Annotated in this window: 16 protein-coding genes and 1 pseudogene; 13 read left to right on the forward strand and 4 right to left on the reverse strand. The window is 43.2% G+C overall.

Going from position 1 to position 17,587, the window contains the following annotated elements; all coding sequences use genetic code 11:
* The first annotated feature begins 30 nt into the window (after positions 1–30).
* The 5 genes from ACU1JV_RS09560 to ACU1JV_RS09580 all read left to right on the forward strand — a co-directional run bounded on the left by ACU1JV_RS09560 (position 31) and on the right by ACU1JV_RS09580 (position 5,329).
* Entirely contained in the window at positions 31–1,374 is a 1,344-nt protein-coding gene (locus ACU1JV_RS09560) for a transcriptional regulator (protein ID WP_413985851.1), read from the forward strand.
* Between the two features lie 694 nt (positions 1,375–2,068).
* Complete coding sequence (locus ACU1JV_RS09565) at positions 2,069–3,412, forward strand: WXG100 family type VII secretion target (RefSeq protein WP_413985852.1); 1,344 nt, start codon at positions 2,069–2,071, stop codon at positions 3,410–3,412.
* A gap of 7 nt (positions 3,413–3,419) precedes the next feature.
* Entirely contained in the window at positions 3,420–3,827 is a 408-nt protein-coding gene (locus ACU1JV_RS09570) for a hypothetical protein (RefSeq protein ID WP_413985853.1), read from the forward strand.
* A gap of 454 nt (positions 3,828–4,281) precedes the next feature.
* A complete protein-coding gene (locus ACU1JV_RS09575) occupies positions 4,282–4,830 on the forward strand; it encodes an RNA 2'-phosphotransferase (RefSeq protein WP_413985854.1) in 549 nt (182 codons plus the stop codon).
* A gap of 196 nt (positions 4,831–5,026) precedes the next feature.
* The gene (locus ACU1JV_RS09580) at positions 5,027–5,329 is read left to right on the forward strand and encodes a YunC family protein (protein ID WP_137078191.1); all 303 of its coding nucleotides are present in this window, start codon (positions 5,027–5,029) and stop codon (positions 5,327–5,329) included.
* Positions 5,330–5,427: 98 nt separating this feature from the next.
* On the opposite strand, the pseudogene ACU1JV_RS09585 reads toward ACU1JV_RS09580, so the two are convergent.
* From ACU1JV_RS09585 to mtnK, 3 genes and pseudogenes are all read right to left on the reverse strand, one after another.
* Positions 5,428–6,590 (reverse strand): annotated as a pseudogene (locus ACU1JV_RS09585) (IS3 family transposase).
* A gap of 170 nt (positions 6,591–6,760) precedes the next feature.
* Positions 6,761–7,870, reverse strand: a complete 1,110-nt coding sequence (gene mtnA, locus ACU1JV_RS09590) for an S-methyl-5-thioribose-1-phosphate isomerase (protein WP_413985855.1) — start codon at positions 7,868–7,870, stop codon at positions 6,761–6,763.
* Entirely contained in the window at positions 7,867–9,099 is a 1,233-nt protein-coding gene (gene mtnK, locus ACU1JV_RS09595; RefSeq protein WP_413985856.1) for an S-methyl-5-thioribose kinase, read from the reverse strand. The genes mtnA and mtnK overlap by 4 nt, the downstream gene beginning before the upstream one ends.
* Positions 9,100–9,406: 307 nt before the next feature.
* Between mtnK and ACU1JV_RS09600 the strand changes: the two genes are divergently transcribed.
* The 6 genes from ACU1JV_RS09600 to sufB all read left to right on the forward strand — a co-directional run bounded on the left by ACU1JV_RS09600 (position 9,407) and on the right by sufB (position 15,434).
* Positions 9,407–9,877, forward strand: coding sequence for a Dps family protein (locus ACU1JV_RS09600; protein ID WP_013309551.1), 471 nt, complete (start codon positions 9,407–9,409; stop codon positions 9,875–9,877).
* A gap of 386 nt (positions 9,878–10,263) precedes the next feature.
* Entirely contained in the window at positions 10,264–11,046 is a 783-nt protein-coding gene (sufC, locus tag ACU1JV_RS09605; RefSeq protein WP_167438185.1) for a Fe-S cluster assembly ATPase SufC, read from the forward strand.
* 23 nt (positions 11,047–11,069) lie between these two features.
* Positions 11,070–12,374, forward strand: a complete 1,305-nt coding sequence (gene sufD / locus ACU1JV_RS09610; protein WP_064963853.1) for a Fe-S cluster assembly protein SufD — start codon at positions 11,070–11,072, stop codon at positions 12,372–12,374.
* Positions 12,371–13,594, forward strand: coding sequence for a cysteine desulfurase (locus ACU1JV_RS09615; RefSeq protein ID WP_413985857.1), 1,224 nt, complete (start codon positions 12,371–12,373; stop codon positions 13,592–13,594). Before sufD ends, ACU1JV_RS09615 begins: the two co-directional genes overlap by 4 nt.
* Complete coding sequence (gene sufU, locus ACU1JV_RS09620; protein WP_013370293.1) at positions 13,584–14,006, forward strand: Fe-S cluster assembly sulfur transfer protein SufU; 423 nt, start codon at positions 13,584–13,586, stop codon at positions 14,004–14,006. The genes ACU1JV_RS09615 and sufU overlap by 11 nt, the downstream gene beginning before the upstream one ends.
* A gap of 30 nt (positions 14,007–14,036) precedes the next feature.
* Positions 14,037–15,434: a Fe-S cluster assembly protein SufB gene (sufB, locus tag ACU1JV_RS09625; protein WP_016819590.1), complete on the forward strand. Its 1,398-nt coding sequence runs from the start codon at positions 14,037–14,039 to the stop codon at positions 15,432–15,434.
* Positions 15,435–15,501: 67 nt separating this feature from the next.
* Here the strand turns inward: sufB and ACU1JV_RS09630 are convergent, their stop codons facing one another.
* On the reverse strand, positions 15,502–16,038 hold the full coding sequence (locus ACU1JV_RS09630) for a site-specific integrase (protein ID WP_413987558.1): 537 nt from the start codon (positions 16,036–16,038) through the stop codon (positions 15,502–15,504).
* Positions 16,039–16,215: 177 nt separating this feature from the next.
* Here ACU1JV_RS09630 and ACU1JV_RS09635 point away from each other — a divergent pair, with 177 nt between their 5' ends.
* The gene (locus tag ACU1JV_RS09635) at positions 16,216–17,085 is read left to right on the forward strand and encodes an MSCRAMM family protein (protein ID WP_413985858.1); all 870 of its coding nucleotides are present in this window, start codon (positions 16,216–16,218) and stop codon (positions 17,083–17,085) included.
* Positions 17,082–17,435: a hypothetical protein gene (locus ACU1JV_RS09640; RefSeq protein ID WP_413985859.1), complete on the forward strand. Its 354-nt coding sequence runs from the start codon at positions 17,082–17,084 to the stop codon at positions 17,433–17,435. The genes ACU1JV_RS09635 and ACU1JV_RS09640 overlap by 4 nt, the downstream gene beginning before the upstream one ends.
* Positions 17,436–17,587 lie beyond the last annotated feature (152 nt).

Genomic DNA, 17,587 nt, shown 5'->3' on the forward strand with positions numbered 1-17,587 from the left:
ATGAGTCTACGTTGAAAGGGTGGTTTATCGATGAAAATTACACCCACGATTAGAGCAGAATTAGACAGATACATACAACAAGAAGGCTTAACATTATCGCAGTTTGGACATCAAGCTGGTATGAATAGGGGAATAATAAGTAGTATTTTAACAGGTAATAAATCTATGTCTATTAACCAGCTCGACCGAATTACCGAGGCTATGGGTTTACCTGAAGGTCACTTTTATGATCTGTTTATAGATAACTATATCATCGACACTCCCCCGAATATGAGACGAATAGAACCATTTTTGTATCGCTGTGCGGAGTTGGATAAGCTGGATGCGATCCGTCGAGTGGTGGGAGCCATCATGGACAATCTTCTCTACTCACCCAAACTATTTGAAATTGCAGAAGGATTGTTGGCACAAGGACGACTAGGAGCGGCATTGATACTCTATGAGGGAGTTGCAGAAGCGGAGAAGTACCAGCACTCGGAACGGTTAGCCATCTGTCAATATCGTATATTTAAAATCCAGATTGGAAATGACCAAGAAAAGAATTTCCAATCAGCACTCCAATTTGAGCCATTTGTCAAACGACTCGACGCTATAGACCAATTAGATGCCCTTATAGATTTGGCTAATGTATACCGGTCATTGCGAAAATGGGAACGCACTAAGGAAGTTGCTAAGGATTTAAGAACTTTAGCCGAAGCTCAATACTCCTTAGAATATTCCCAGAAGAGTGAAGAGCGCAAGCCTCAGAGACCGTTATTTTTTTATATAGCATTCAGTAAATCACTTATTGGTGGCGTTTATTATGAACAAGGGAAATATGAGTTGGCGTTACAAATTGCGTATGAGTCTTGTGATTTGGATTGGGTGAAAGAGACCGACGAAGAAGCATTGCGCTGGAAAAGCTTGTTTCAAGAATGGGGCGAGGCTAACATATGTTTAACTAAACTCATGGCTGGAGATACAGAGGTACTTCCTTTATATATTGATCTTATTTCAACAATCAGAGAGGAATTACTACCGGGTCTGTGGAATATAATGATAGTAGCCAATCGTTATAAATTAAATGTAGATGGTATTCTAAGTCAATTTGAAAGGGAAATATCCAACATACATGATCAAGAAGGAAGACAAACGGATGACAAGCAGAATATTAATGATCAGCTTGTTGGCTTTTTAAGTGAATTGGCTGACTATTATTTGACCAACGGTCAGTACGAAAAGGGAATTAGTTACTTATTAGACTGTATGAGATTATCCACTATAATCAATAATGAGCACTCTATACTTCGTTGCGTGAGAATGTTTGAACGTTGTCGCCAATTTGTCTCAAATGAAGTCAAAGTAGAGTATCGAAATTTAGTGGAAATGGGGTAATGGTATGAAACGCATAATTAAAGGGTTGTTTGCAACTACTTACTTATTGGTGTTGTTAGCGAGCATACAAACAATAAACATTCAAGATTTTAGTATGTCGCACTCAGTTTCTAACGGTGGTATCTCAGTGTTTGGCTGGCATATAGGTAGTTAGTACATTTGTTTAAATAGTTCGAAACGTTTGTTTTTGAAAGAAGAATAATAAGTCACCATTAAGGGTTAGACGGGATTGTCCGTTTAGCCTTTTTGATTTGTATGAATAAGATCGCTAAATGTATTGTTGAGTTGAAAAGAATTTATGGAGTGAGGGATGGGAGTGCCAATTTAGAAGGAAGCAACAAGTATACAAATAGAATTGGTGAGTCAAATAATTTTAATCCCTATGCTAAAACACAAGCTGATATCGCTCAGGAACTTGGCATCACGAAACAACAGCTACATAACTACAAAAAACTTTCAACTCTTATTCCTGAATTGTAGGATATGGTTGAGGGACGAAGTTTAAGGCTAATAGTGCTACGTTGATCCATGCAACTTAAAACAAGGGGTATAATACTTTTGACATAGTAACCTGTTTATTTCAGTCCATTGGTCACATAATATAAAAAGGAAATATCAGGATAATAGATGGATGTCACTAAACATCTCCTTCTGATAAGATTATTTCCATCAAAATTAAAGTGGACGTGGTAGAATGGGGAGAATATTAGTTCCACCTGATAAACTGATGGAAGTTGCTGATCAGTTCTTACACGGAAAGCATGAAATGGAACGTATGCTGAATTTTTTGAGTGGACGGATTGATTTTGTTCAACAAGGCTGGTCTGGAGCTGCCCAGGAGAGATTTTTTCAAGAATTTCAGGTTTCTCGACAATCCATGAGTGTGACGCTTGAGCGACTATCAGCAGTAGCACAAGAACTTATTTTCATTTCAAAAAACTTTACACAGGTGGACGGGGAGAAAGTCGTATTGGATGTGCCGTGGCTTGGTACCCCTGTTAAAACGGCATCCACAGGTGAAGGTTGGTTACATAAAATCTTTGAACAGATTGGACAAGCTGAGATCACCAAGGCTGAAGCTCAATTGGAAGCTAGCAAACTTCAAGGAGAAATCCTTTGGGATACTGCACAGGGAGCAAAAGGAGCTATTCAGGGGAATTTGACATTGGGGATGCTGCCAGATAAAGAACGAGATTATAATCATCCGATGGCAGCTAAAGTAGGAGAAATTCTCGGTCACGTAGCTACGACATTGCAGGGAGCTGCTGAGGTAGTAGCTGGATTAGGTGGAGAAGGATTATCAGTTGCTGTTTCATCTACAGGAGTAGGGAGTATAATCGGGGTACCCGGATTAATTGGATCGGCAGCTTTGGCGGCGCATGGAGCTACAACTGCGGTTAAAAGTGCAAAAGGAGTAGGAGAAAGCTCAGCAAAATTGTGGAAGATGGCGAAGGGAGAAGGTGGAGGCTCATCAAAATCTACTCCTTCTTCGGGAGCTAAGGCAGAAAGTGCAACTCCTACTGAAAGTAAGGGGAGAAATCAGGAAGAACTAAAGCAAAAATTGTCGCATGAACGTGAATTGAAAGCAGACAAGAAACCCGAAAATCGTATGGAAACATTAGCTCAAGCAGAAAAGAATATTGCTGAACATAAAATGCAGATGGAAAAACTAATCGACAGTGATGGGAACTTTAATCTTAGTAATGGACTAATAGAAAATGGAAAAGTAAGCAAACACCAACTACAATCTTGGGTACCATCAGGAGCAAGTAATAATTTTAGACCTGATCCTGGTATTATTGAGAGTGGTTATAAGTATAATTTTAATTATAATGGGACAAAGGTTGAAATAAAATGGCACTCACCACAGCTTAACCTGAGCAGCAAGCTTTCTCCATCTGAGCTCGCTGCAAGCAATTCCTATAACGGATGGAGTTCACAAATCAAAATAGGAAGAAAGTATTTGGGTACTGACGGGAATTTGTATAGAAATAATCAGCAAAATATTACCCATATACCAGTGGATCTTGGGAGGTAAACAAACAATGAATTTGAAAGAAATTAAACAGTTGCCTGATGTTATGTCAAAAGAACAGTTAGAGGCCTATATTATTCAATATTTAGACTTCATTGAAGATTTAGAGAAGATGAATGTTCTTGAAACGTTGGAATGTTTTTCGGAATTTGCTGACAGGAAGACTTATACTTACGAATTGTTAAGTGATTCATTGAGAAAAAGATTAGACAGCTTTGTCCAGAAAATATGGGATGATACATCTTCAGAGTTAGTAGATGTGTATTCTTCAGTTGTTGTCAATCTGAACTTAAAAAGTAGCTATAACTTGATGAAAGAATCTTTAAACAAAGAATTGGATAAAGGTGTAAGGGAAATCATTGAGGAAACTGTAAATGAAATTGGTGAAGATATAGAGGTTCCCTTTAAATTGAACTAATATGTGAGTTCAGAGCTAGATATACATGATTTCAGCGATGTTGATTTGCCTCGAAGCTTGCTCCTTAAACATAATGAAGATCAAAATGAGATAGTATTAAGCGTTAGCTTCATTCAAATTTCAACTTCAATGGCTGAAAGAAAAAATATTGGTATTTGTATTGGTAAGTTAGCATCTCCTGACCTTGTTCAAGTGGAGGCAAGTATTTATAGTTTGGAAACTATGGTAAGAACAGACTAATGAGACTGTTCGGTAAAGCTCAATCACCATCTTTGCGAGTTGAATCGTTTAATTCAATTACACGGTTAGTTGGACGTAATAACTTCCAACGCATGGTCCCTCAATTCGTTGAAGGCTTGGTACTTTCAATCATGGTGGACTGTTCAAATAATTGGATATATATACTTAAAATCCCAAAATAGATAGACAAATATTTTATTAGAAGGAGTATGTAATGTTAACGCCAAAACAAGAAGAAAGCCTTAGTAAATTTATGAGTAAGATTCTTAGACATACACCAGAACAGTTTGGTCTTGAGCTAGACCATGAGGGTTATTGTGACATTCAAGACCTGCTTCGAGGAATAAGATCAGAGAATAGATGGTCTGATGTCAGTGAGTCGGATATCAAGCAAGTAGTAAGCCATTGTCCAAAACAAAGATATGAGATGGTAAATGGGTACATAAGAGCTAATTATGGACACAGTGCAGGCAAATTAAATTATGAGGAAGCTACTCCACCAACGATTCTCTATCACGGTACAAACACAAAGGTAATCCATAACATTCTCACTGAAGGAATTAAGCCAATGGGCAGAAAGTATGTACATCTGTCTGAATCCCTAGAGTTTGCAATTTTAGCAGGCAAAAGACGTGGAGAACTAGTGATCCTTGAAGTAGATACAGCAAAGGCATTGGCTAATCAAGTGAAGTTTTATAAAGCCAACCACGGTGTTTGGCTTGCCGACCTTGTGCCGCCACAGTACTTAAAAAAGTTTGAATAAAGCGTAACCCAGACCGTTAACGATGATCACCGACACTAGATGAGAAAAAATTCGTCTGGTCTTTTTGATATCGTCTATTTTGCTGTACATACATTCCCCTCCTAATATTTTGAATGTATCCACGGGCGTCCACACTTACCCGCAAATGCCGCATAAAATATCCCGGATGAACAAAGAGGAGGTGCATGTAATAACCATGATACACATGGAACCCATTCAAGTGGGTGAGCATACATTTATCGGAGTCGAGGTCAAACTGCCTAAAACAACGCTGTTGACGATCTCTAACTCCCGTGGTTACATCATGTGTGGTGCGCTGGATGTCGGATTGCTCAATGAACGGCTGGCGGATCGGAAAATTCTTGCCGCACGAGCTGTGGGGGTAAAAACATTAAAGGAACTGTTGGAAGCACCAATGGAGTCTGTGACAACGGAAGCCGAGCAACTTGGAATTAAGCCAGGGATGCCAGGCTATAAAGCACTATTAAAACTGGTGTAGAAAGCCTAGTAATAGTTGTTGGATAAAAGCAAAAAAATTAAAAAACCGGGCGCTACTGGTCATACCCCTGTCAAGTAGACAGAACTAAAAAGACATCTTTAAGCAGCAACCGTTTCTCGGTATTCAATCGGGGAACGGTTGTTTAATTTTTTCTGAAATCTATTTTCATTATAAAAAGAAATGTACTCCCGTACGTGTTGTTCTACCTCCGCTAGGGTTCCGGGTTTCGTTAAATAAATCTTCTCTGTTTTAAGATGGGAGAAGAAGGATTCTATACAGGCATTGTCTAGGCAATTTCCACGCCTTGAATGGCTCCCAAGCCTGCCAAGCCGCTTAAGTTTGCGGTTAAACGGCTTGGAGGTATACTGAAAACCCTGGTCTGAATGGAGAATGACACCCTCCATGTTCACGTTCTTACTTAGAACGTCTAGCGTCTCGCTAACTAGAGCAAGGTCATTTCGTTCCGAAAGACGCCAAGCCACGATTTCATTGTTAAACAGATCTTGAATGACAGAGAGATATACAAACCGCTCTCCAGCTCGTATGTATGTAATATCGGTAACCAGCTTGGATAAAGGAGAATTTGCCTGAAATTGTCGATCTAATCGGTTGGCATTTACCACAGATGCCTGTTTGCCAAAAAAGCGCCGTTTCTTTCGAATGACGGAACGGATCCCTAATTTCTTCATTAGGCGGTACACCTTTTTGTGATTGACCAAGATACCTTCTCTACGTAAAGCAACGGTCATCCGCAGATAACCAAAATAGGGATGGATCCGGTGGATCGACAACATATGCGATTCCAGAAGCTCTTCTTCTTGCTTACGCTGCTGGGTTGTTTGCTGAGTCTTTCTCCATTTATAATATCCTGCCCGAGAAACATGGGCTAATTCAAGTAACCATTTCAACGAATATCGTGTTTGCATTCCCTCAATAATTTCAAACCTCGCTTCTTTCCTCGTCACTCCTTGTGTAGATTTGGATACTGCTTTTTTAAATATTCAATCTCCGCCCGTAGATACGCCATCTCCTCTTCCATACTGGAAAATTTCGTTTTGGGTCGTCCCTGCCTTGTGGTCGTTGGCTGGAGGTTCTCCCCCGCTCGATGTTTCATCACCTAGCTTTGCACTTGGGATTTATTACGAATGTCCAATTGTTTCGTCACTTCACGAATACTCATATGTTCTTCGTTCACCAACCGGACTGCCTCCATCTTTACATCTAAGGAGTATTGCCGGAATGATTGTCCCTTTTTAGCCATGAAAAATCCCCTCCGTTCAACAAAATTAAGTCCATCTTAACAGATGTCTTTTCTCTCTTGTCTACTAGAAGGGGATAATACCACTACGGTCCGGTTTTTCTGTGAAAAGTTTCATTTTAACGAGTGAAACCATTTGAATTATATACCAACTATATAACCTGCAAGAACAATTAATGGGCAAACAAAGCGGTGAGGTTCTCGCTAAAGGGAGCTTGAACAATTCCTTTTTCGGTAATGATGGCGGTAATGTACTTATGAGGTGTAACGTCGAAAGCCGGGTTGTAAACTTTGATGCCTTGAGGGGCAGTTCTTTTACCAAAGCTCTCGGTAACTTCTTCTGCAGAACGTTCCTCAATCGGAATATCTGCGCCTGTTGCGGTCTGCAAATCAATGGTTGATAACGGCGAAGCAACGTAAAAAGGTATACCATGCGCTTTCGCCAGCACTGCCAGGCTATAGGTGCCGATTTTATTGGCCACATCCCCATTAGCAGCGACTCTGTCTGTGCCGACAATGACCGCCTGCACCCATCCTTTGGACATCACCATGCCTGCCATATTGTCACAGAGCAGGGTTACATCTATGCCTGCCTGCTGAAGCTCAAAGGCGGTCAGACGCGCACCCTGTAATACGGGGCGAGTTTCGTCAGCAAATACTTTCAGGTGGATACCGTTCTCCTGAGCTAAATACATAGGCGCGAGCGCTGTTCCGTATTTGGCTGTTGCCAGGCCGCCTGCATTGCAATGAGTGAGTACGCCCATCCCGTCCTCGAACAGAGGTAATGCATGGATACCGATTTGGCGACAAACTTCTTCATCCTCCGCCTGAATGGCTATAGCTTCACGCTCCAGCCCTGCATTCCAGTCTTCGATCTGACTTACCTCAGCCTCTGTGACAAGTTCGCCGGCTCGCTTCTTCATGCGGTCCAGAGCCCAGAACAGATTTACGGCAGTCGGCCGTGAGGTAGCCAAATGTCCGCACACCGCGTGTACATGCTCCAGCCATCCAGCAGCGTCGTTGCCGCGATAGGAGATAGCGCCCAGCACAACACCGTAGGCTGCAGCCATCCCGATGGCGGGGGCGCCCCGTACCTTCATGGCATGAATGCCCTCCCATACTTCCTCGGTCGTGAATAAATCCAGCATGACTATCGTTTCGGGCAGTAGACGCTGATCCAGCATGGACAAGTGGTTACCCTTCCACACCAGCGAAGATAGAGGCTGTCCGGTCGCAGATGCTTCTCGGGAGGATGCGGGCGTCCATTCTTTATTTTCACTCATATTCGTGATGCTCCTTTAGTTTGGATCGCTGTTGCTGTCCGAACAATATCCTCCAACTCCCGAATCGAATGAAGCTTGCGATTGCAGAGAACCAGGGCTTTTCCGATCGCTAACGCGAGACGTTCCGCAGCTTCCTTGATATCAGGATCGGCAATGGTATCGATATCCGCCACATGCGACAGGCTGATGATCCGGCGGATCACTTTGCACCCTGCAAAACCAATCGTATCTTGCAGCACTTTCTGGAGATGCAAGTCCTGATATCCGGGCGTTCGTGCCAAATGATCGGTGACGTGCTTGTCCCACAGGGTACGGAACCTGCTTTCAAACTGCTCCCATACTTGAATGACAGTCTTCAGGAGCCAGTCACGTTTTTCCTTTAGGGCCTTCTCTCCAGAAGTCCATCCGGGCTGTGCTGCGTAGTTCAACAGCAGATTGGCGATGACTGCTCCGATATCAAACCCCATGGGTCCATAGAAGGCAAATTCAGGATCAATGACTTTAGTCGATTCAGCCGTTACAAAAATACTGCCTGTATGGAGGTCGCCGTGTAGTAGTGCTTCTGTTCGTGTCATAAACCTTTCTCGCAGTAAAGCCACTTCCAGGTGAAGCACCTGATCTGTACGGAGTGCCTCTGCTTCGTCTTCAATGTACACACCATAGTTGTTATTATCTGAAAACCGGTAGGGCTCATCCAAAATCAGATCCTCAGTTATTTTACAAAGTTCAGGATTAATAAAGCGTTTAACCAGCTCTTTTTTATCCTGCTGATTCATGCCTAAATCTGAGGTGAAAAAGAGCGTGCGTGCCAGAAACTCCCCAATATGATTAGCAAAAAGGGGATATGTGTTACCTTCTATTAGTCCCTTGCGCATGATTGTGTGTGAGCTAAGATCCTCCATCACGGTTAGCGCAAGCTCATCGTCATAGCCCAGTACCGCAGGAACCAATTCGGGGCAAAGCTGGTGTTCCTGCTGAAGTGCCTCACGTTCAATACGGGCACGATCCAGGGACAACGGCCAGGATTCACCCACAATTTTTACATAGGGAAGTGCCTGCTTGGCAATGATACTCTTGTTAGATTTAGAATCTGTAATATGAAAAACCAGATTTAAGTTGCCATCACCGATTTCTCGGCATTCCAGCTGGGCTTCCTGACTGAAAAATCCGGGAATGTTTTTCACGAATTCGATTGCTTCTTCGGTCGTTAAGGGATGATATTTGGACAATGAGGTCACCTCCGTAAATTGTGCACATGTAAATGGTGAAAAAATATCACAATATTAAACCAAGTATTTTGATAGGATAGAGAAAGTATAACGAAAATCACTGAATTTTTGTATATTTTTTTTATGATGGATTGGAAGAGAGAGAACTCTTCTTTTTGTTTCGTTTCTGTATAGAAAGGGTAAATATGAAACAGACGTCCGGCAGGTGATACTCAAATGCCCGCTGGCGTCTTACCGTCAGCAGTGACGGTGATGGATACGTAAACGCTTCTGAAAGTCAATTTGATGAAAAAGGAAGGGATTTATGATGGCTAAAACAACAAGTAACTCGAAAAATACGCAAACCAAATCGGTGGAGGAACTTTTAAACCGTCAAGTCGCTAACCTCAATGTGTTATATGTGAAAATTCATAACTATCACTGGTACGTGAAAGGCTCCAGTTTTTATACACTCCATGTTAAATTCGAAGAATTATACAATGAAGTGACATTGAAAATGGATGAGATTGCCGAGCGTCTGCTCGCCTTGAAAGGTTCTCCTTCCGCAACATTAAAGGAATACCTGGAGCTGTCGTCGATTCAGGAAGCAACCGGCAATGAAGATGCTCCTAAGATGGTACAAACTTTGATCGAGGATTTTGCGACGGTATGTGAGGAGTTTCAGGAAGGTATCGAACTGGCTGAAAGTAATTCCGATCAGCCTACTGCTGATTTGCTAATCGGTTATAAAGCGGATCTGGAGAAACATATGTGGATGCTGCGCTCTTATTTGGGCTAACTCCTCAAGCTTTCATTCTAAAATAACCCTTTACATGTAAAACGCTACTGACGCATGCTGTCAGTAGCGTTTTTATGGCTAAAAAAGAGATGATGTATCCCATGTTTTTTTGTACTACACTATAACTATATAATCATTCGCAGGATGTATTTAGTCATTTGTGCGCTTGGTAGGATGAACATTTTATGAAGAAAGTTGGATAACGTGTGTCTGTTGGTTGCACCCTTAAAGATATTTATTATAAAATAACTTGAGAATCATTGAGAATCAGTTTAGAATGATTATAAATAAATTTTTAAATATTGCTTGAAATCAGGGGGCTCCCCTGTTTAAATATACTTTCTGATTTCGACACCACACTACATTTTTTGGAGGGTATTGCGAATATGGCTACAAACTTTAAGATTGAAGGTCTCAAAGCGACCATTGAAGGTAAAGAAATTTTGAAGGGTATTAACCTCGAAATGAAGGGCGGAGAAATCCACGCTATCATGGGTCCTAACGGAACGGGTAAAAGTACACTCGCATCTGCTTTGATGGGTCATCCTAAATATGAAGTCACAGATGGCAAAGTAACTTTGGATGGAGAAGACGTGCTGGATATGGAAGTGGATGAGCGTGCACGTGCAGGATTGTTCCTGGCGATGCAGTATCCAAGTGAAATTGCAGGGGTAACAAACTCCGACTTTTTGCGTAGTGCAATCAACGCACGCCGTGAAGAAGGACAAGAGATTTCCCTGATTAAGTTTATCCGCCAAATGGAAAGCAAAATGAAAGAGCTTGAAATGAATCCTGAGTTTGCTCACCGTTACCTGAACGAAGGTTTTTCCGGTGGTGAGAAAAAGCGGAATGAAATTCTGCAAATGATGATGCTTGATCCGAAAATTGTCGTTCTGGACGAAATTGACTCCGGTCTGGATATCGATGCTTTGAGAATCGTAGCTAACGGTGTAAATGCTATGCGTTCTGAAGAACGTGGCTTCCTTGTGATTACTCACTACCAACGTCTGTTGAACTACATTAAACCAGATTATGTACACGTGATGATGCAAGGACGTATCGTTAAATCCGGTGGTCCTGAGCTTGCAGAGCGTCTGGAAGCGGACGGTTACGACTGGATCAAGGAAGAGCTGGGTATCGTTGATGAAACTGTAGGACAAGAGGCGTAAGCCGGAAGCGAGGAGGAAAACTGATGACAACACAAACAATCCTTCCGGTAGATTCCGAGCAACTGCGTGTTCTGTCCGAACGTAATGGCGAGCCAACTTGGCTAGCCGAAGACAGACAAAAAGCACTTGAGCTTGCAGGCCAACTGGAGCTTCCGGTATTTGAAAAAACAAAAATCGAGCGTTGGAATTTAAACGATTACGGTCAACATAAACTGAGCGAGGTCATTGCATCTGTAGGTCAGGTTCCTGCAGCCATTGCTGATCTGGTCAAAGAACAACAGGAGGGCGGTCTGATCATCCAGCGCAACTCCGGTGCGGTATACGTGAAGCTGAGCGAGGAACTGGCGGCGCAAGGCGTCATTTTCACGGATTTGCAAACGGCGGTTAAAGAGCATGCTGATTTGGTCAAAGCTCATCTGAATACTGTTATTAAAGCTGAAGAAAATTCATTATCTGCACTACATGCAGCACTCTGGAACGGTGGAGTATTTGCTTATGTGCCTAAAAATGTAGAGCTGAACGTACCGCTTCAAGCTGTGTTCCTCACGGATGATGCGACTGCAACGTTTGCGCCGCATGTGCTGCTCATAGCTGAAAACCATAGTTCCGTGACGTACGTAGACAATTATGTATCTGCGGATTTGGCGGCACCTGTTCTTCATAACGGTGCGGTAGAAGTGGTTGCGAATGCAGGCGCTAAAGTACGTTATGCCACAGTGCATCAGTTTGGAGAGCAAGTAACGGATATTTCCATTCGTCGTGCCACGCTCGGAAATGACGCTGCTATCGAATGGATTGTAGGCGAAATGAACAACGGCAATACAGCGAGCAATACCATGTCCGTGCTCAAAGGCAATGGCTCCAACTCAGATGCCAAGGTTATTGCTGTAGGTTCTGGTTCGCAAAAATTGAACTATACGACACAAGCACAGCATTTTGGTAAAAATTCCGCTAGTCAGATGATTACGCGCGCCGTTATGCGTGAAGAAGCATCTTCTATCATTAACGGAATTACGAAAATAGAAAAGGGTGCTACCAAAGCAGACGGTCAGCAAACAGAACGTGTTCTGATGCTCAGCCCGCAAGCACGTGGTGACGCTAACCCGATCCTGCTGATTGATGAAGACGATGTAACAGCAGGACACGCAGCCTCGGTTGGTCAGGTTAACCGTGAGCAAGTGTATTACTTGATGTCCCGCGGAATTAGCCGTGCAGAAGCTGAACGATTGATTATTTACGGCTTCCTGGCACCTGTCGTATCTGAAATTCCGCTTGAAGGACTTCAACATCAGCTGCAAAGCCTTGTTGAAAGGAAGTTAGGCCAATGAACACTGCATTGATCCGTGAACAATTCCCGATTTTACATCAGGAGATTAACGGTCATCCGCTGGTTTATTTGGATAATGCGGCCACTTCGCAAAAGCCGCTAGCGGTCATCGAGGCGATCAAGCACTACTATGAATTTGATAATTCGAATGTACACCGTGGTGTGCATACCTTGGGTAGCCGTGCTACGGATGCTTATGAAGGTGCGAGGGAGAAGGTAGCCCGTTTTCTGAATGCCAAACGCAGTCAGGAAATCATTTTTACACGCGGAACAACAACCGCGCTGAATCTGGTGGCTTCTTCGTACGGTAGAGCTAACTGTAAGGAGGGTGATGAAATTGTCATCACTCAGATGGAACATCATAGCAACCTGATTCCGTGGCAACAGGTTGCCAAAGCCACTGGTGCAACTTTGAAATATATTCCGCTTCAAGAGGACGGTAGCGTTGATCTTGCGGACGTGGAGAAAACCGTCACAGAAAACACAAAAATTGTAGCAATTGCGCATGTCTCCAATGTACTTGGCGTTGTGAATCCGGTCAAAGAAATTGCTGCTATTGCACATCGCAAAGGTGCAGTCATCGTTGTCGACGGTGCACAAAGCACGCCACATATGAAAGTAGACGTGCAAGACATTGATGCTGATTTTTATGCTTTCTCTGGTCACAAAATGTGTGCTCCTACAGGAATTGGTGCACTCTACGGCAAGAAGGCGTTGCTGGAAAACATGGAGCCCATTGAGTTTGGCGGTGAAATGATCGACGATGTGGGATTATATGAATCCACATGGAAGGAGCTACCTTGGAAATTCGAAGGTGGTACCCCGATTATCGCTGGGGCTGTTGGCTTGGGAGCTGCCATTGATTTTCTGGAAAGCATTGGACTGGACGCCATTGCACAGCATGAGAGCCGTCTATCGAATTATGCACTTAAACGTCTCCGTGAAGTGGAGGGCTTGACGATTTACGGACCTGCTGAACGTCATGTCGGGCTTGTAACATTCAACTTGGATGATGTGCATCCGCATGATGTAGCTACTGTACTGGACAGTAAAGGGGTGGCCGTACGTGCAGGCCATCATTGTTGCCAGCCATTGATGCGCTGGTTGAAAGCCAGTGCAACTGCACGTGCTAGCTTTTACCTCTATAACACAGAAGAGGATATCGACGCTCTGGTCAGCGCCTTAATCCAAACAAAGGAGTATTTTGGCGATGCAACTTGACGACTTGTACCGACGCGTGATTATGGATCATTATAAAAATCCGCGCAATCGCGGACGTTTTGAGGATGATGCTGTTACGGTGGATTTGAACAATCCTACTTGTGGTGACCGGATATCCCTTCAACTCAAAACGAAAGACGGCTTAGTTGAGGATGCTCGTTTTACTGGCGAAGGTTGCTCGATTAGTATGTCCTCGGCTTCGATGATGACAGAAGCGGTCAAAGGAAAAACGATTGATCAGGCCTTGGATATGGCGAGTCGCTTCTCCTCTTTGATGAAGGGAGAAGCCGTCGAATTTGATGATTATGAAGAATTGGAAGCTTTGTCAGGCGTTAATAAGTTCCCGGCCCGCATTAAATGTGCGACCTTGGCTTGGAACGCGCTGCGTAAAGGAATAGATGAAGATAAATAATTTAAATAGAACAGAGGAGGTTTGAGAAACATGGCCAAGAAAGCACCGGAAATGGAAGAGTATAAGTATGGCTTTCGTGACGAGCACAAGTCCATTTTCCAAACAGGTAAGGGTCTCACTCCGGAAATTGTAAAAGAAATCTCCAAAATTAAGGGTGAACCGGATTGGATGTTGGAGTTCCGTCTGAAAGCATTGAAGCAATTTGAAAAAATGCCAATGCCAAAATGGGGCGGAGACATGGATGAGCTGGATTTCGATGATATCCAGTACTATGTAAGACCTTCCGAGAAACAAGGGAAAACGTGGGAAGAGGTTCCCACAGAAATTAAGGAAACCTTTGATAAATTAGGGATCCCTGAAGCGGAGCAAAAGTTTCTGGCTGGTGTATCCGCGCAGTATGAATCCGAGGTTGTCTACCACAGCATGCAAAAGGACCTGGAAGAGCAGGGTGTCATTTTCATGGATACCGATACGGCGTTGCGTGAGCATCCTGAGATTCTGAAAGAGTATTTTGCCACAGTCGTACCTCCTGCGGACAATAAGTTTGCGGCCCTGAACAGTGCGGTATGGTCAGGCGGTAGCTTTATCTACGTGCCTAAAGGTGTAAAATGTGAAGTTCCATTGCAGGCTTACTTCCGTATCAACTCGGAAAACATGGGGCAATTTGAGCGTACGCTCATTATTGCTGACGAAGACAGCTTTGTGCATTATGTAGAAGGCTGTACAGCTCCAATTTACAGCACGAACTCGCTGCATAGTGCTGTGGTGGAAATTATTTGTAAGAAAAATGCACGCGTTCGTTACACAACGATTCAGAACTGGGCACCAAACATTTACAACCTGGTAACCAAACGTGCGGTTGCTGAAGAAAATGCAACCATGGAATGGGTCGATGGAAACATCGGTTCCAAACTGACAATGAAGTATCCTGCCGTTGTGTTGAAAGGTCGTGGAGCGAAAGGGATGGTCTTGTCCATCGCTGTTGCAGGCAAAGGCCAGCATCAGGATGCAGGTGCGAAAATGATCCACTTGGCACCAGATACTACATCCACAATTGTATCCAAATCGATCAGTAAGCACGGTGGTAAAGTAACGTATCGCGGATTAGCTTCCTTTGGTCGTCAGGCCCAAGGTGCAAAATCGAATATTAAGTGTGATACGTTGATTTTGGATAATCAGTCAACTTCAGATACTATTCCTTATAATGAGATCATGAATGACGATATCACACTTGAGCACGAAGCAACGGTGTCCAAAGTATCGGAAGATCAGTTGTTCTATCTGATGAGTCGCGGTCTGACCGAAGCTGAGGCAACGCAAATGATTGTTATGGGCTTTATCGAGCCGTTCACCAAAGAACTACCGATGGAATATGCGGTAGAAATGAACCGTTTGATCAAGTTCGAGATGGAAGGCAGTATTGGTTAAAAGCAAAGCTAAGCGTATCGGCTATTCTAGGTTTTATTTATTGGTCATGATACCGAAATGATACCGATTAGTCGTCGAATACGCTCATTGCTTCTCGTTTCCTTTCGACGTAAAGATGACCATAGGTGTTGGTTGTTTGCTTGATATCGTCGTGTCGCATCAGTTCCTTTACGAGATAGATGTCCACGCCTTTGTTAATCAAGTATGATGCGTAGCTGTGACGCAAGTCATGAATTCGCAATTCAGGGAAGAGACTTTTAAAATGTTTGCGAAAATGGGAATAGTGGTATGGGACCACTACACCGAATACAAACATATCGTTATTGAATCCGTAGATTTTCTCTGCGGATTCTTTTTTTATGCGCTCCAGCATCTCGCCTATAAAGGCAGGAAACGGAACGTAACCTACACTGTCCTTAGTTTTAGTCGTAGTAGTCTTACGTGTGGTTATATCAAGTGTTTTGTTTACGTGAAGCAGATTCTTCTCAAAATCCATATCTGACCACTTTAGTGCAAGTCCTTCTCCTACTCGTAAACCTGTGTAAAATAGTAATCTAGCTAACTCCTGATCCTTTAAGAAGAAAGGGTTTCTCCAAAGGGGCAGGGGAACCTTAAAAGATTAGAAGTAGAAAAAAGCACTAAAAACCCATATAATCGACAGAATGCTTATTAGCCCCTCATCATGTTAGTAACGCTAAAAAAAATATGAGCAAGGTTGTTTGACCAGTCGTTTATGAACTCCCAAGCATATATTGAGTTGTAAGATTTGTGAAAGGAGGTCATGGTCATTCCAATTTCTGACTTGTTCAAACTTCAACCAAGTGCTCCAGTTACCTTGGATGGGCACGAAGAAGAGAGCGTCAATTTAGAACTTCAAGCCTCGTCCAGTACCTCCGTTGGTGTGGTGCAGGGAACAACCCTCTTGCCTAATGGGAATCCGGTTCCTTTTGCTACAGTGCAGGTATATACTTCTCAAGGGGTGCCATATGCGCATGTTAACAGTAACCCCCAGGGGATATTTATCATACCTAACGTTCCAGTAGGCTCTTATTTAATCACTGCATCTGAACCAGGCTACCTGACACCTGTCCGTATTCCGTTAACAGTTACACAAGGCAGACCAACGCAAGTATCTATTACTTTACAACCCGATCCCGCTGCAACGACGGGAGCCATGTTTGGTATAGTAAGGAATATTACCAATAATGAACCCGTGAATAATGCTTTGGTTAGTCTATTTCGAACAGATGGGACTACGGTTACTCCGATCGGAACAGTGACTTCCAACGCATCAGGGCAATATTTGTTTGCTGAACTTCCGAGTGGTACCTATTTCGTTCAGGCGGTCCTACCCGGATATTTGTCCAACCAAAGTGCCTCTGTAACAATCCAAAGTCCTGAGTATGTCCCCCTTGATATTAATCTGACAGCCGATCCGAATGCCAATACAGGGACTGTAAGTGGTATCGTGACGGACCAAGCGAATGGTGTTGCTATACCCAATGCGCTAGTGGCACTCTATACGTTGACCGCAGGAGTGGAACAGATCATCCAGATTACGCGTACGAATCAGGGGGGGCTCTACCTGTTTGGCGATTTGCCACCGGGAATCTATCGTGTGAAAGCGACAGTTCAGGTGAATACAGGATGAACGATAAAAATATTCTTACAGACAGTTCTGCTTTTTCAATCGGTTCCGGTGAAAGTAGATGGATCCCTCTGGCTCTGCACGGCAGGAATGGTTCCATCAGGTATGGCTTCAGCCCTGTCCGAGTAACGTTTTGTCTGGTTATTAGAAAAAAAAGAATCGTCTATAAGCAGCGGTTCCAGCTCTATATTCGCAGTAAAGAAGGTTGCAGAAATGCAATAAAATGGAGCAGTAAAAGAAGGCTATACTCATCTCCTAAGTCCCGTAAAATATGCCCGGTAAAAATCGAACTGGGGGTGTCCGTGAGAAATAAAAAACGGGCGAAGCGCAAGAAATTTAAAGCCGTTATTTAAGAGATGTCTTCAATCATCCGAATAAAATAAAGCTAAGGGCGTTCTCGGATGATCATGGGAACGTCTTTTTTTGTTTTCTGCCTTACTAAAAAGTTCTTGAAAGAAAAATTGTCGCTTCAATAAGGCACCAAACTGATAACGATGTAAATAAG

It is taken from the genome of Paenibacillus sp. T2-29 (assembly GCF_052921365.1).

What these genes read in the sequence shown, in the direction of transcription:
- sufB (WP_016819590.1), top strand. Translation starts at nt 14,037, where the DNA reads ATGGCCAAGAAAGCACCGGAAATGGAAGAGTATAAGTATGGCTTTCGT.
- sufD (WP_064963853.1), top strand. Translation starts at nt 11,070, where the DNA reads ATGACAACACAAACAATCCTTCCGGTAGATTCCGAGCAACTGCGTGTT.
- mtnA (WP_413985855.1), bottom strand. Translation starts at nt 7,870, where the DNA reads ATGAGTGAAAATAAAGAATGGACGCCCGCATCCTCCCGAGAAGCATCT.
- ACU1JV_RS09640 (WP_413985859.1), top strand. Translation starts at nt 17,082, where the DNA reads ATGAACGATAAAAATATTCTTACAGACAGTTCTGCTTTTTCAATCGGT.
- sufU (WP_013370293.1), top strand. Translation starts at nt 13,584, where the DNA reads ATGCAACTTGACGACTTGTACCGACGCGTGATTATGGATCATTATAAA.
- ACU1JV_RS09580 (WP_137078191.1), top strand. Translation starts at nt 5,027, where the DNA reads ATGATACACATGGAACCCATTCAAGTGGGTGAGCATACATTTATCGGA.
- ACU1JV_RS09615 (WP_413985857.1), top strand. Translation starts at nt 12,371, where the DNA reads ATGAACACTGCATTGATCCGTGAACAATTCCCGATTTTACATCAGGAG.
- ACU1JV_RS09570 (WP_413985853.1), top strand. Translation starts at nt 3,420, where the DNA reads ATGAATTTGAAAGAAATTAAACAGTTGCCTGATGTTATGTCAAAAGAA.
- ACU1JV_RS09575 (WP_413985854.1), top strand. Translation starts at nt 4,282, where the DNA reads ATGTTAACGCCAAAACAAGAAGAAAGCCTTAGTAAATTTATGAGTAAG.
- ACU1JV_RS09600 (WP_013309551.1), top strand. Translation starts at nt 9,407, where the DNA reads ATGGCTAAAACAACAAGTAACTCGAAAAATACGCAAACCAAATCGGTG.
- ACU1JV_RS09635 (WP_413985858.1), top strand. Translation starts at nt 16,216, where the DNA reads ATGGTCATTCCAATTTCTGACTTGTTCAAACTTCAACCAAGTGCTCCA.
- ACU1JV_RS09560 (WP_413985851.1), top strand. Translation starts at nt 31, where the DNA reads ATGAAAATTACACCCACGATTAGAGCAGAATTAGACAGATACATACAA.
- ACU1JV_RS09565 (WP_413985852.1), top strand. Translation starts at nt 2,069, where the DNA reads ATGGGGAGAATATTAGTTCCACCTGATAAACTGATGGAAGTTGCTGAT.
- sufC (WP_167438185.1), top strand. Translation starts at nt 10,264, where the DNA reads ATGGCTACAAACTTTAAGATTGAAGGTCTCAAAGCGACCATTGAAGGT.